The 12542-nt window shown below is 60.2% G+C and carries 11 protein-coding genes; 9 read left to right on the top strand and 2 right to left on the bottom strand.

The genetic code is table 11. The annotated features are described in order from the left end of the window. Positions 1 to 47 precede the first annotated feature (47 nt). On the bottom strand, positions 48 to 1397 hold the full coding sequence (chlP, locus tag CWE16_RS04900) for a geranylgeranyl reductase (protein WP_131593454.1): 1350 nt from the start codon (positions 1395 to 1397) through the stop codon (positions 48 to 50). Positions 1398 to 1508: 111 nt separating this feature from the next. On the opposite strand from chlP, the gene CWE16_RS04905 reads away from it, so the two are divergent. From CWE16_RS04905 to ccsB, 8 genes are all read left to right on the top strand, one after another. Continuing rightward, entirely contained in the window at positions 1509 to 2267 is a 759-nt protein-coding gene (locus tag CWE16_RS04905) for a M15 family metallopeptidase (protein ID WP_131593456.1), read from the top strand. After that, a complete protein-coding gene (locus CWE16_RS04910; protein WP_131593458.1) occupies positions 2264 to 4846 on the top strand; it encodes a peptidase U32 family protein in 2583 nt (860 codons plus the stop codon). Before CWE16_RS04905 ends, CWE16_RS04910 begins: the two co-directional genes overlap by 4 nt. Before the next feature lie 81 nt (positions 4847 to 4927). Further along, positions 4928 to 6730 carry a translational GTPase TypA gene (gene typA / locus CWE16_RS04915; protein ID WP_131593460.1) on the top strand — a complete coding sequence of 601 codons (1803 nt, stop codon included), beginning with the start codon at positions 4928 to 4930 and terminating at the stop codon, positions 6728 to 6730. Further along, positions 6727 to 7128: a DUF309 domain-containing protein gene (locus CWE16_RS04920; protein WP_236629580.1), complete on the top strand. Its 402-nt coding sequence runs from the start codon at positions 6727 to 6729 to the stop codon at positions 7126 to 7128. The genes typA and CWE16_RS04920 overlap by 4 nt, the downstream gene beginning before the upstream one ends. Before the next feature lie 91 nt (positions 7129 to 7219). Next, complete coding sequence (locus CWE16_RS04925; RefSeq protein WP_236629581.1) at positions 7220 to 7669, top strand: LptA/OstA family protein; 450 nt, start codon at positions 7220 to 7222, stop codon at positions 7667 to 7669. Beyond that, positions 7666 to 8394, top strand: a complete 729-nt coding sequence (gene lptB / locus CWE16_RS04930; RefSeq protein WP_131455398.1) for an LPS export ABC transporter ATP-binding protein — start codon at positions 7666 to 7668, stop codon at positions 8392 to 8394. Before CWE16_RS04925 ends, lptB begins: the two co-directional genes overlap by 4 nt. A gap of 20 nt (positions 8395 to 8414) precedes the next feature. Then, the gene (locus CWE16_RS04935) at positions 8415 to 9557 is read left to right on the top strand and encodes an LptF/LptG family permease (RefSeq protein ID WP_443081606.1); all 1143 of its coding nucleotides are present in this window, start codon (positions 8415 to 8417) and stop codon (positions 9555 to 9557) included. A gap of 54 nt (positions 9558 to 9611) precedes the next feature. Then, complete coding sequence (ccsB, locus tag CWE16_RS04940) at positions 9612 to 10559, top strand: c-type cytochrome biogenesis protein CcsB (RefSeq protein WP_131455396.1); 948 nt, start codon at positions 9612 to 9614, stop codon at positions 10557 to 10559. Positions 10560 to 10633: 74 nt separating this feature from the next. Here the strand turns inward: ccsB and rpe are convergent, their stop codons facing one another. After that, complete coding sequence (rpe, locus tag CWE16_RS04945; RefSeq protein WP_131455395.1) at positions 10634 to 11317, bottom strand: ribulose-phosphate 3-epimerase; 684 nt, start codon at positions 11315 to 11317, stop codon at positions 10634 to 10636. Positions 11318 to 11512: 195 nt separating this feature from the next. On the opposite strand from rpe, the gene glpX reads away from it, so the two are divergent. After that, the gene (gene glpX / locus CWE16_RS04950) at positions 11513 to 12517 is read left to right on the top strand and encodes a class II fructose-bisphosphatase (RefSeq protein WP_131455394.1); all 1005 of its coding nucleotides are present in this window, start codon (positions 11513 to 11515) and stop codon (positions 12515 to 12517) included. Positions 12518 to 12542: the final 25 nt, after the last annotated feature.

Below are 12542 nucleotides of genomic sequence, written 5' to 3' on the forward strand. Positions count from 1 at the left end.
TCCAGCTTGATTTTTTATGAGGGGTTCATAGCTGAAGCGACAATGCTTCAGCTGACTTCCGCGGTTTCTTTCTCTTTTGCCTGTGCCTTGATCGCTTGCGCAGCTTCTTCTGCAAGGAAGTCACCATCGGAGCGACCGACAGCAGAAGGAACGGGACCGTAATCAGAAGGCGCTAGAGCTTCACCACGGATCAGGCTTCCGAGGGTGCGCAGCGTCAGCTTGATTTGCTGCCATGGATTCATCAGCACCACTCGCTTGTACAAATAGCTGTCGAAGGTCAGCTTCTGTACATCACGGTCATCACACATTTCGACGAAAGCCTCGCGTGCCGCGTCGTTGCGATAAAAGATCCGTTGCAGAATGTCGAGCACGGCGTAGGTGGCACCGTATTTGCGGTCCCAGCGCTTCAGATAGGTCGACTTGATCTCCTTTTCTGTGGGAATGCGAGAGCCCTTGTTGGAGATTTCGACGATGGCCTCGGCGCACATGCGACCGCTCTTGGCGGCGAAGTAGATCCCCTCGCCGGAACTTTTGGTCACGTAGCCAGCTGCATCACCCACCAGCGCCATGCGCCCCACCACCCGACGGGGCCGTGGATGTTCAGGGATGGGGTGGGCTTCGACCTTGATCACTTCACCTTTGAACAGTCGCTTGCTCGCGCGTTCGCGAATGCCCTGCTGAAGACCCTTGATCAGGGACTGGTTCTGCTGCATGGTGCCGGTGCCGACAGCCACATGGTCAAATTTGGGGAACACCCAGGCGTAGAAGTCGGGGGACACGTCGGTACCCACATACATCTCGGCGAGATCTTCGTAGTAGGCCATCTCCTCTGCAGGAAGCTTGATCCGTTCCTGGAAGGCGATGGCGACGTTGTAATCGCCGGCATCCATCGCTTTGGCAACCCGGGAGTTCGCTCCGTCGGCTCCGATGATCAAGTCGACCTCGAGGGTTTTGAGCTCGCCTGTGGGACCGCCCGAGCTGTAGTCCGCGTAATGAAGTGTGTAAGGACCCTGTCGGTTGTTGCCGGTGTCGATCTTCTGGACAAGTCCATTGATCAGGGTGGTGCCGAGATCTGCAGCGCGGTTGCGCAGGAAGGCATCAAACACCTCGCGGCGACACATGCCGATGTAGGCGTTGCGGTCGTAGCCAAGAGGATCAAGCTTGATATCCACCTCACGGTTGGAGGGGGAGATCATCTTCATGTTGCGGACCTTGCGGTCGATGATCTCGTCTGGGATGTCGAACTCGTCCACCATGCAGAGGGGGATCGCACCTCCACAGGGCTTGGCATTGTCGAGTTTTCGCTCGAACAGCCAAGTCTGAATACCGGCTTTGGCGAGTACTTCAGCGGCGCAGGACCCAGAAGGACCACCACCGACGACGGCAACTCGAAGCATCTCAGCCTGACTCCGCTGGATTGTTGTGGCGAAGCTACCACCGCCGGAACCTTCGCCGTGGAACGGGTCTGGCGCCCCCCCTTACGATCGTCACAAGACTGCATCAAAGCTGTGGCTCGCGCCGTTGCGCCCCGTCGCACCAGCCGGGACGACATTCCCGTCGCACGACGCACGCGCGCTGGTCGCCGCAGCGGAGCCGGTGCGGGTGGCGGTGGAGGTGCAGCCCTCCTGCTGTCCTGTGGATTGGTTTTTAGTGGTGCCTTGGCAGCGGTGCTCTTTGGCCCTTCACTGCTGGCTCGTCTTTCTGCACCGTCTTCCGTTGTCGAAGGCATCGTCGAACAGCCTTCCGGAGATGGACGCCTTCTCGGTCACTTCCCTTATCCGGAGGTGCCTGTGGTGGATCGTGTCGGTGTTGAAGCAGGCATCGAACTGCATAAAGATGCCGCTGAGGCCTTCCGGGCTCTACAGCAAGCGGCTGCTGCCGACGGTGTGGATTTGCGCTTGCTGAGCGGCTATCGCTCCCATGCGCTTCAGAAGGGGATTTTCTTTGATGTGAAATCCGCTCGTAATCAGACCGCAAGCGAGCGCGCCAAGGTCAGTGCTCCTCCGGGTTATTCGGAGCACAGCACCGGCTTCGCCGTTGATGTGGGAGATGGTGATGATCCGGGCACCAATCTCTCCCAGTCTTTTGAGAGCACTAAGGCCTTCCGCTGGCTTCAGGATCACGCCGCCAGTTATCACTTCACTCTCTCCTTTCCGGACGGTAATGCGCAGGGTGTGAGCTATGAACCCTGGCATTGGCGTTTCGAGGGCTCGTCGGAGGCGCTCCGCGAGTTTGAGCCCGCCCGTCGTCTCGCGCAGGGATCTTGAGAGCTTCGCTGCTCCCTGAGCTGCTGGCCCCCGCCGGTGACTGGTCGTCTCTCAAGGCTGCCGTGGCCCAGGGTGCTGATGCGGTCTATTTCGGGGTGGAGGCCTTCAACGCCCGGCTCCGTGCTGAGAACTTCCGACTCGCGGACCTGCCAGAGATCATGGAGTGGTTGCACGCCAGAGGTGTCAAGGGCTTCCTCACCTTCAACGTGCTGGTGTTCAGCGATGAGTTGGAGGCAGCCGCGTCCCTTCTGTTGGCTGCGCACAGGGCCGGTGTCGATGCCTTGATCGTTCAGGACTTGGGGCTTTGTTTGTTAGCCCAGCAGCTTGTGCCTTCCATGGCGCTGCATGCGTCGACTCAGATGTCGATCACCAGTGCAGCGGGGGTGGCCCAGGCGGCAGCAGCTGGTTGCCAACGGGTGGTGTTGGCCCGTGAATTAGCGCTCAAGGACCTTCGCCGACTTCAGAACCAGCTGCTGGATCGCGATCTGTCCATGCCCCTGGAGGTGTTCGTCCACGGTGCCCTGTGTGTGGCTTACTCGGGACAGTGCCTCACCAGTGAATCCCTTGGGCAGCGGAGTGCCAATCGTGGCGAGTGCGCTCAGGCCTGCCGTCTTCCTTATGAGCTGATCGTCGATGGTGAGGCCCGTGACCTCGGGGATCAGCGCTACCTCCTATCCCCGCAGGATTTATCGGCCTGGACCCTGCTTCCGGAGCTCGTGGATCTGGGGATCGCCAGTTTCAAAATTGAAGGCCGCCTAAAAGATCCCACCTACGTGGCCTCGGTGACCCAGGCCTATCGCCAGCAGCTGGATGGTCTGGATCCTGACCCCATCGCCGTTCAGCGCCAGCTTGAGCTCGGCTTCTCTCGTGGTCTATCCAGTGGTTGGTTGGCGGGGGTCAATCACCGTCGTTTGGTGCACGGCCGCTGGAGCAAGAAACGTGGCCCCGTGGTCGGTCAGCTCGAGCGCGTGGAAGCGCAGGGCTGGCTTCTGGTCCGGACGGACGAACCCTTGACCTGCGGTCAGGGGCTGGTCATGGAAGTGCAAGCTGGGGCTGGTGAAGCATTGCGGCCGCCTCTTGAGGTGGGTGGCCGGATTATGCGCGTGGAGCCCTGTGGCGCGGCTTTATTGCGGTTGCGTCTCGGTCCGGGGCGTCTCGATTTGCGCGGACTTCTCCCGGGTGCGCCGATCTGGCTCACGGCGGATCCCCAATGGCAGAGCTACTGGCAGCGGCAGGTTGGCCGGGAGACGCCCATTCAAGAGCGGGCTCTCAGGCTCCGCGTCACTGGAACGGATGGCCATCCGTTGACCCTGGAGTTGCTCGAGCCTGTTCCATCCTCTGGGGCTCGCCTCAGCGTGCGCAGCAGCATGCCCCTCCAAGCGGCCAGAGATCAGGGCCTGGATCGCCAGAGGCTTGAACGTCAGATCGGCCGGTTGGGAGGAAGCGGTTGGCGCTTGGATCACTTGGAGATCGATCTGCCTGACGCACTGTTTCTCCCCCTCGCAGAGCTCAATCGCTTGCGTCGGGAGCTGTTGGATCAGTTGGACATGGTTCTCGCTTCGTGCAAGGCCCCTTCGTGCACAAGCTCTTCGCCAGCGAGTCCAGAGTCCGATCAGCGTGTCATCGCCCAGGCGCTGGAGCATTGTTTGCCGCGCCGCACCACCGATTCTGTTTCGACTGCATCGAGGAGTCGGCCCCCGTCTTTGCATGTGCTGGTGCGCAGTCTTGAGCAGTTGCGCGCGCTCGCTTCTGAATCTGATGGACTTCCGCTGGCCGGAGTGGTCGCCGATCTCGAAGCACCGACCGATCTGAAAACGGCGGTTTCGATCGGTCGTGGTCTTTGGCCTGATGGTTTGCGTCTCGCCGGGCCGCGGATCACTCGACCGGACGAACGTTGGAGCCTTGAGCCCCTGATCCGTGCCAATCCGGAGGGCTATCTGGTGCGCAATGCCGATCAGCTGGAGACCCTCACTCCCCTCGCTCCCTGTATCGGCGATTTTTCCTTGAACACGGCGAATCCCCTCACCCATCGCTGGTACAGCGATCAGTGGGGGCTCCAGCGCCTGACCGCGAGCTATGACCTCAATCTTGATCAGTTGTTGGATCTCATCACCGGGGTGGACCCAGGCGCGCTTGAGGTGACCCTCCATCAGCACATGCCGCTGTTTCATATGGAGCATTGCCTCTTCTGCGCCTTCCTCTCTGAAGGGCACGATCACACCGATTGCGGAAGGCCTTGCGAACACCACGTGGTGCATCTGCGTGACCGCAGCGGTGTTGAGCATCCGCTCCATGCCGATCTCGGCTGCCGCAACACCTTGTTCAACGGTCGGGCCCAAAGTGGTGTGGAAGCCCTTCCTGATCTGCTCGCCGCGGGTGTGCGTCACCTTCGCCTGGAGCTTTTGGATGAAGACGGGCCGTCGACGCTCCGTCGTGTTCGGCTCTACGCCCAGGCCCTGACTGGTGAGATTCCCTCCCAGGCTGTCTGGCGACGTGAGCGCATCGACCACCGGCTTGGGGTGACCCGGGGCAGTCTGCGGGCGGAGCGGCCGGAGCGCACCAGTCAGCTTGGATCCTGACCGATCTCACGTTGAGATAGCCTGGGCCGGCTGCGCCTGCGGGCGACTCCCAGCCTTCTTTTCAGACCGTCACGGACCCCAATGAGCGCCCCGAACAAGGCGATTCGCAACATCGCGATCATCGCCCACGTTGACCACGGCAAGACGACCCTGGTCGACGCCCTGCTCAGTCAGTCCGGCATTTTCCGTGACAACGAGGCGGTGCCGACCTGCGTGATGGACTCCAACGATCTGGAGCGTGAGCGCGGTATCACGATCCTGTCGAAGAACACAGCGGTCACCTACAACGACACGCGTATCAACATCGTTGACACCCCTGGTCACGCCGATTTCGGTGGTGAAGTGGAGCGTGTGCTGGGCATGGTGGATGGATGCCTGCTGATCGTGGATGCCAACGAGGGGCCCATGCCCCAGACCCGCTTCGTGCTCAAGAAGGCCCTGGAGCAGGGACTTCGCCCGATCGTGTTCGTGAACAAAATCGATCGCGCCCGGGTTGATCCCGAAACGGCGGTCGACAAGGTGCTCGATCTGTTCATTGAGCTTGGTGCCGACGACGATCAGTGTGATTTCCCTTATTTGTTCGGCAGTGGTCTTGGTGGCTTCGCCAAGCCCGATATGAAGACCGAAAGCGACAACATGCGGCCGCTGTTCGACGCGATCCTGCGTCATGTTCCGCCGCCGGTCGGTGATCCTGAGAAGCCCCTTCAGCTTCAGATCACGACTCTTGACTACTCCGATTTCTTAGGTCGCATCATTATCGGACGCGTCCATAACGGCATGATTAGGCAGGGCCAGAGCGCCTCTCTGATTAAGGACGACGGCAGCGTCAAGCGTGGCCGGATCAGCAAACTGCTCGGATTCGAAGGTTTGCAGCGGGTTGAGATTGAGGAGGCTTCCGCTGGAGACCTTGTTGCCGTGGCTGGTTTCGACGATGTGAACATCGGCGAGACCATCGCCTGCCCGGACGAACCGAAAGCTCTGCCTCTGATCAAGGTGGACGAACCCACCTTGCAGATGACCTTTGTGGTCAACGATTCCCCTTTCGCTGGAAAGGAAGGAAAGTTCGTCACCAGCCGTCAGGTTCGCGACCGTCTGCAGAGGGAGTTGCTCACCAACGTGGCTCTGCGGGTGGAAGACACTGACTCCCCCGACCGCTTTGCTGTGAGCGGACGCGGTGAACTCCACCTCGGCATCCTCATTGAGACCATGCGTCGCGAGGGGTATGAGTTCCAGGTGTCGCAGCCTCAGGTGATCTTCCGCACGATCGATGGCACTCCCTGTGAGCCTGTGGAAACTCTGGTGATGGATGTCCCCGAGGAATCCGTCGGGGCCTGCATCGAGAAGCTCGGAACCCGTAAAGGCGAGATGCAGAACATGGAGACAGGACAGGACGGACGCACCCAGCTGGAGTTCATCGTTCCCTCCCGTGGTCTGATCGGATTCCGAGGTGAGTTCATTCGTGCCACCAGGGGTGAAGGGATCATGAGCCACTCCTTCTTCGAATACAGGCCGATGCTTGGCGACTTCGATACCCGCAGGAACGGCGTCCTGATTGCCTTCGAGGAGGGGACTGCCACCTTCTATGCCCTGAAGAATGCTGAAGATCGCGGGCAATTCTTCATCTCACCTGGCACGAAGGTCTACAAGGGAATGATCATCGGCGAGAACAACCGCCCCCAGGATTTGGAGATCAATATCTGCAAGGCCAAACAGCTCACCAACATGCGCTCGGCCGGTGCTGAAGAACTCGACACCCTGCAGGCGCCCATTCAGATGACCCTGGAAAGGGCCCTTGAATACATCGGACCTGACGAAATGCTGGAGGTGACTCCGGAATCGATTCGTCTTCGCAAGCTTCCAGCCAAGAAGATGGCGAAGCGTTGAGTTCGTCGCCCTCCAATCGTGAGCAGAGTTCAGGGGATTCGCTGATCATTCAGTCGGATCCCCGTTTCTGCGAGGGCATCGCGCTCTTCAACAGGAAGGAGTGGTACGCAGCCCATGATGTTCTTGAAGAGCTCTGGCACGAGACATCAGGGCCTGAGCGCCGGGTTTTACAGGGCCTGATTCAGGTGGCAGTGGCCCACGTGCATCTTCAGAATGGCAATCAGCGTGGGGCGACGATCCTGCTCGGCGAGGGGCTTGGTCGGTTCGCTTCCCCTTCAGCCCCTGATCTTGGTCTCGACCTTCTGACGCTGCAGCACCAGGTGACAGCACGTTTAAAGGCTTTGCAGCACGGGGAGGACCCGGATGTTCTGGAGGCCCCAACCCTGCATCCACGCTGATCGGGTTGTCGGTACATTGGCGATTCGCTGATGGCCCCCTTTGCCAGCTTTCGTCTCCCGGCTGACAGCACTGGCACCACTTTTGGTTCAGATGCTGCTCATTGGCGGTGTCAAGGCCGAACCGCAGCCAGCCCAAGCGTCGGCCGGCCCTGCCCCAGCTGTTCAGGCTTCAGACGGTCCCAAAGGTTTGATCACGATTGAATCGGACACCCAGAGCGCGGACAACATCACCGGTGTGGTGACCGCCCTTGGCAATGTGCGGATCGTTTACCCAGCCCGCAAGATGGTGGCTACATCACGACAGGCTCAGTACTTCAGCAAAGAGGGTCGCCTGGTGCTCAGCGGTGATGTTGACGTGATTCAGGAGGGCGGCAACACCTTGAGGGCGGAGCGTGTGGTTTATCTGCTCGATGATGAGCGCGCCGTCGCTGAACCAGCCAAGGGTGCGCAGGTCTTTAGTCAGATGGTGATTCGTCAACCCGCTACTGAAACCAAGAAACCCCCCGGGGGAGGCCCTGCTCAAACCCCATTCACCCCATGAGTCTCTCCCTGGAACGGGTGGCCCTCACCCTTGGTGGCAGGCCGTTGGTTCGTGACCTCTCCATCTCCCTTGATCCTGGTGAGGTGATCGGCCTGCTTGGACCGAATGGAGCTGGCAAGACCACCACCTTCAATCTGGTGATTGGACTCCTGCGTCCTGACCGTGGTCAGGTCCTTCTCGATGGTCACCCGATCGCCGGTTTGGCGATGCCTCAGCGGGCGCGACTCGGTATTGGTTATTTGCCTCAGGAACCGAGTGTTTTCCGTCAGCTCACGGTGCGGGAGAACTTGGAATTGGTTCTGGCACAAAGCTGTCTCCCCCGCCCGCAATGTCGCGAGCGCTTGCATCAGCTGGTTGATGACTTTCACCTCGGTCCTTTCCTGGACCGCCGTGGTTATCAGCTCTCAGGTGGGGAACGCCGTCGTTGTGAAGTCGCCCGTGCCCTTGCCGTCGGTCTTGAGGGACCTCGATATCTCCTGCTGGATGAACCGTTTGCCGGGGTCGATCCCTTGGCCGTGGCCGACCTTCAGCAACTCATCCAGGTGCTTCGTGATCGGGGTATGGGCATCCTGATCACCGATCACAACGTCCGCGAAACCCTTGCGATCACTGACCGTGCCTACATCCTTACGGACGGTTCCATTCTCGCCTCGGGTCCCTCCCAGGACGTGGCCCATGATCCCCTCGTGCGCCGTCATTACCTCGGGGAGGGCTTTCAGCTGTGATCGAGTCCCTGCGCTCTCGCGTGACCAGTCAGGCCCGCCGCATTCCGCTCCTGGATCGCTGGCTGTTGGGGGAGCTGATTGGCCCCCTTTTGTTCGCCATCGCTGCCTTCACGGTGGTCTCCCTTTCGGTAGGGGTGATGTTCGAGCTGGTGCGCAAAATTGTCGAATCAGGCTTGCCGGTGCTGATCGCCGTTCGGGTTCTGATGCTGCGGTTGCCCAGCTTTCTGGTGATCTCCTTTCCGATGGCCACCTTGATGGCCACGCTGCTCGCCTATAGCCGTCTATCGGCGAATAGTGAGCTCACGGCCCTGCGCAGTGTTGGTGTCAGTGCCAGTCGCATGATCGCGCCTGCGCTGGTGCTGGCGTTGCTGATGACCGGACTCACCTTCGTGTTCAACGATGTGATCGTTCCTCGGACCAACCGCTCGGCAGAAATCACTCTGCAGCGAGCTCTTGGTAAGGCGATCGCTACGGAAAAGGGAGACAATATTGTGTACTCCCGTTTCGGCCGCCTCGCTGGTGCCGATGGGCAGTCCGACAAGGGCTTGGCTCAGCTGTTCTATGCCCGTGAGTTCCGTGACGGCACGATGAGCGACGTCACGGTGCTTGATTTTTCACGGGTTGGTTTCACCCAGATGCTTGTGGCCAAACGTGCCAACTGGAACGATCGCGAGAGCAAATGGGAATTTCTGGATGGCCAGATCCTGACCCTCACCCCATCGGGTAGCACCACGGCCGCCGACTTTGATCGGTATCTCTATCCACTCAGTGCGGCACCGATTCGGGTCGCCCAGTTGCCGAAGGACGCCAACAACATGACCGTCGCCGAGGCCGTTGAGGCGGAACGCTTGCTTCTGGACGCGGGCGATCGCAAGGAGGCGCGGCGCCTGCGGGTGCGAATTCAGGAGAAATTCACCTTGCCGATGGCCTGTCTTGTCTTCGGCCTGATTGGCAGCAGCCTCGGAGCCAAGCCGAACAGCCGCACCAGTCGCAGTCAGGGGTTTGGCATCAGCGTGGTGCTCATCCTTGTGTATTACGTGCTCAGTTTCAGTTTCAGTTCTCTCGGTGTGAAGGGCACATTGCCGCCACTCATCGCCGCCTGGTCACCCGTTTTGATTTGTCTGGCCGGAGGCGGAGTGTTGCTGCGTCAGGCCAGTCGTTGATTGCGGCGGTCAGAATCGTCTGATCGGTTGTTCCATTGCGTTCTTGATCCACTGATGCCCATCCTGGATGCCGCCTTGCATGAGCCCGTGTTGCTGCTGGGGCTCATCGCCTTCGCTCTGTTGCTCATTGCTCTTCCCTGGGCGTTTTGGGCACTGTCTTCCGGGCGTAGCTCAGGAGCTGTGCGAACTCTGGTGGCTCTTGCCAATCTCGCCTTTACAGCCCAACTGGTTCTGCGTTGGTGGCAGTCAGGGCACTTTCCGATCAGCAACCTCTACGAATCTCTCTGTTTCCTGGCCTGGGCTTGCACCCTCACTCAGTTGCTCGTGGAGCGCGCTTGGGCTTCTCCCCTGGTGGCTGCAGCGGCCACGCCAATGGGGCTCGGCTGTGTTGCATTTGCCAGTTTTGCTCTGCCAGATCGGCTTCAGGAAGCATCCCCTCTGGTGCCTGCGCTCCGCTCGAGCTGGCTCGTGATGCATGTCAGCGTGATCATGGTCAGCTATGCGGCCCTGTTGGTCGGCTCGCTGCTGTCACTGGCCGTGTTGTTCGTGGATCGCGGCGATGCGCTCGAACTCCGCAGCAGCTCGATTGGCAGCGGAGGTTTTCGCCGGGCAGCCCTGCAGGGACCCGATGGAGCGGCACTTGCGGTTGGCGATCTTCAACTCTCCTCGGTGGCCTTTTCACGGATTGAACAGCTCGACAGCCTCAGTTATCGAACGATCACGGTCGGCTTCCTGTTGCTCACGGTCGGCATCATCAGTGGAGCGGTGTGGGCGAACGAAGCCTGGGGAAGTTGGTGGAGCTGGGACCCGAAGGAGACCTGGGCTCTGATCTGCTGGCTTGTGTATGCCGCCTACCTTCACACCCGTCTCAGTCGCGGTTGGCAGGGCCGTCGACCTGCGCTTGTGGCAGCGGTTGGTCTTGTTGTGATCGTGGTCTGTTACATCGGCGTGAATCTCCTGGGAATCGGTCTGCACAGCTATGGCTGGTTCTTCGGCAGCTGAGGCAGGACGCGTTGCTTGTTACAACAAAGCCCCGCCAAGGCGGGGCTTTGTGAGATCTCTCCAGTGAAAGGTGCTCAGACGAGAACGCCTTCGGGTCGCTTGCTATCGCGAATGCCCTGAATCGCTGCGGCGTAGTCAGGCTGGTTGAACACGCCGGAACCACTCACGATCGCGTTGGCTCCCGCCTCAATCACTTTCCAGGCATTGGCACCTTTGATGCCTCCGTCGACCTCGATCCAGGGGTCAAGACCCTTCTCATCGCACATGCGGCGCAGATCACGGATCTTCTGAACCTGGCTCTCAATGAAGCTCTGGCCGCCGAAGCCTGGGTTCACACTCATGATCAACACCAGATCGCAGAGCTCAAGGCAATACTCAAGCGTGTCGATTGGGGTGCTGGGGTTCAGCACTGCACCGGCTTTCTTGCCGAGATCCTTGATCTGAGCCAGGTTGCGATGCAGGTGCGGGCACGCTTCCACTTGCACAGAAATGATGTCTGCGCCGGCTTTTGCGAAATCGGGAACGTACTTTTCCGGCTCCACGATCATCAAGTGCACATCCAGGGGCTTTGTTGTTACTGGACGGAGTGCGTCAACGATCAGGGGGCCGATTGTGATGTTGGGGACGAAGCGCCCATCCATCACATCCACATGAATCCAATCGGCGCCAGCCTGATCGACTGCTTTCACCTCCTCCCCGAGGCGAGCGAAATCGGCCGAGAGGATCGATGGGGAGATCACCAGGGGCTTGGTGCTCATGAAGGCGTCCGCAGGAATGCGCGGCGATTGTAGGAAGCGCGGATGCCGCTGATACAGTGAGCCGCGCTCAAGAGCTGGAAAGCCCTGCGGCATCGGGTCCGTGGCCCAGGCCAGCCGATTCCGTCGGTTCGCTCCCATGCCGGATCGTCCGTTCCGCTCTCCGTTCGCTGCACCCGTTCCCAACGCCGCACACCCGTGGATCGCACTCTTATCCAGGAAATTCTCGAGGTCGTCGAGCAGGCGGCTATCGCCTCTGCACGCCTCACTGGTCTCGGCCAAAAGGACGAAGCCGACGCCGCTGCTGTCGAGGCCATGCGCCAGCGCATGGGTCAGATCCAGATGCAGGGCCGGATCGTGATCGGTGAAGGTGAGCGGGACGAAGCCCCCATGCTTTACATCGGTGAGGAAGTGGGCAGCGGCACCGGCCCAGGTGTTGACTTCGCCGTGGACCCCTGCGAAGGCACCAACCTCTGCGCCAACAACCAACGCGGCTCCATGGCCGTCCTCGCTGCTTCCGACCGCGGCGGTCTCTTCAATGCCCCCGACTTCTACATGAAGAAGCTGGCTGCTCCCCCGGCTGCCAAGGGCAAGGTGGACATCCGTAAGTCGGCCACCGAAAACATCAAAATCCTCAGCGAGTGCCTTGGCCTTGCCGTGAACGAGCTCACGATCGTTGTGATGGATCGTGCCCGTCACAAGGATCTGATCGCTGAGATCCGTGCCACCGGTGCTCGTGTGCAGCCCATCTCCGATGGTGATGTGCAGGCTGCGATCGCCTGTGGTTTCGCTGGCACCGGCACCCACTGCCTGATGGGCATTGGTGCGGCTCCCGAGGGTGTGATCTCTGCGGCAGCCATGCGCGCACTCGGCGGACACTTCCAGGGACAGCTCGTCTATGACCCCGCGGTTGCTCAGACCAAAGAGTGGGCTGACCTCACCAAGGAAGGCAACCTGGCGCGCCTGGCTGAGATGGGCATCAGCGATCCCGACAAGATCTACGAGGCCGAGGAGCTGGCTTCCGGCGAGCACGTTGTCTTTGCAGGCAGCGGAATCACCGATGGTCTCCTCTTCCACGGCGTTAAGTTCGAGAAGGACTGCACCCGCACGAGCAGCCTGGTGATCAGCAATCTCGACAACACCTGCCGCTTCACCAATACGGTGCACATCAAGGATGGAGCCCAGAGCATCGCTCTGAGCTGAACGTCGCATCGTCTGGATTTGAGGA

The sequence above is a fragment of the Synechococcus sp. BS55D genome, assembly GCF_004332415.1.
Lineage (GTDB): Bacteria > Cyanobacteriota > Cyanobacteriia > PCC-6307 > Cyanobiaceae > Synechococcus_C.